Annotated in this window: 1 protein-coding gene; it reads left to right on the top strand. The window is 37.9% G+C overall.

What is annotated here, in order from left to right; genetic code table 11:
- Nucleotides 1-8 precede the first annotated feature (8 nt).
- Nucleotides 9-1,499 (top strand): alanine/glycine:cation symporter family protein, encoded by a 1,491-nt coding sequence (locus E1171_RS01570; RefSeq protein WP_343031275.1) that lies wholly within the window; start codon nt 9-11, stop codon nt 1,497-1,499.
- Nucleotides 1,500-1,555: the final 56 nt, after the last annotated feature.

Here is a 1,555-nt window from a genome sequence, read left to right as displayed (position 1 = left end):
TTTTAGCCATTAGCTCTTCTGTGGCAACGGCACAAGATAAATCAATTGATGACAGGATAAATGACACAGTTGGCCCTTATGCTGATTCCATTTTCAACTTTGTTTTTACTCCTATTCATATTGCTGGTTTTGATATTCCGTTTATCCTCATCTGGTTAATGATTGGAGCATTTTTCTTCACTTTTTATTTGAAATTTATCAACATTCGCGGTTTTAAACATGCTATTCAAATCATTAAAGGAAAATATAGTAAACCTAGTGACCCGGGAGAAGTAACCCACTTTCAAGCTTTAACTGCCGCTCTATCTGGAACTGTTGGTTTAGGAAATATTGCAGGGGTAGCAGTAGCAGTTTCTTTAGGAGGAGCAGGGGCTACTTTTTGGATGATTATTGCCGGACTATTTGGAATGACTTCCAAATTTGTAGAATGTACCCTGGCAGTAAAATATCGAAATGTCCATGCGGACGGTTCTGTTTCCGGAGGTCCTATGCATTATTTGGATAAAGGATTAAGTGAAAAAGGTTGGGGCAGAATGGGCAAATTTTTAGCAGTATTTTTTGCTATCATGTGTGTTGGAGGTTCTTTTGGAGGAGGAAACATGTTCCAGGTCAATCAGGCCGCTGCTCAGTTTGTAAGTATCGTTGGAGGGGAACAAACCTTTCTTGGCCAGCATACTTGGGTATTTGGTGCCATAATGGCGTGCCTTGTTTTTATTGTAATTGTGGGGGGAATTAAATCCATTGCAAATGTTACTGATAAGATTGTACCCTTTATGTGTGGCATTTATATTTTGGCTGCCTTGGTAGTTTTATTTACCAACTTTTCCCAAATTCCCTCAGCCTTTGGATCCATTATAGATGGTGCTTTTAATGCCAAAGCTATTGGAGGTGGTATTGTAGGTGTCTTGATCCAAGGAATCCAAAGAGCTGCCTTTTCTAATGAAGCAGGTGTGGGATCAGCAGCCATTGCCCACTCAGCAGTTAAAACCAGCCGCCCCGTAACCGAAGGTTTTGTAGCCTCTCTTGAGCCTTTTGTAGATACAGTTGTAGTTTGTACCATGACTGCTTTGGTTATTGTAATTACCGGAAGTTTGGATGCATCTGCATCAGGTATACAATTAACTTCAAATGCATTTGCTTCTGTTATTAGCTGGTTTCCATTAATTCTTTCAGGTGCTGTAATTTTATTTGCCTTTTCTACAATGATCTCCTGGTCTTATTATGGCCTAAAATCATGGACCTATTTATTTGGTAAGAGTAAATTTTCTGAAGTTACTTATAAACTTCTTTTCTGTGTTTTTGTGATCATAGGATCTGCTATGAGTTTAGGAAGTGTTGTCAAGTTTTCTGATGCAATGATCTTTGCAATGTCTGCTCCAAACATTATTGGCCTTTATATCTTAGCACCAACTGTTAAAAAAGAATTAAACAACTTTTTGGCATTCACAAAGACTCAGGAAGAAGAAGTAATTGAAGAGAAAGAAAAAGTTATGGCTTAAATTCTTTGAATATCTTAGAACATCAAATAAAAAAAGCGTGAAAGATCTTTCACGCT

Origin of the sequence: Xanthovirga aplysinae (assembly GCF_009711365.1) — a bacterium.
GTDB lineage: Bacteria > Bacteroidota > Bacteroidia > Cytophagales > Cyclobacteriaceae > Xanthovirga > Xanthovirga aplysinae.
Note: the sequence above shows the minus strand (reverse complement) of the source record. Positions and strands in the feature narration are given on the sequence as shown.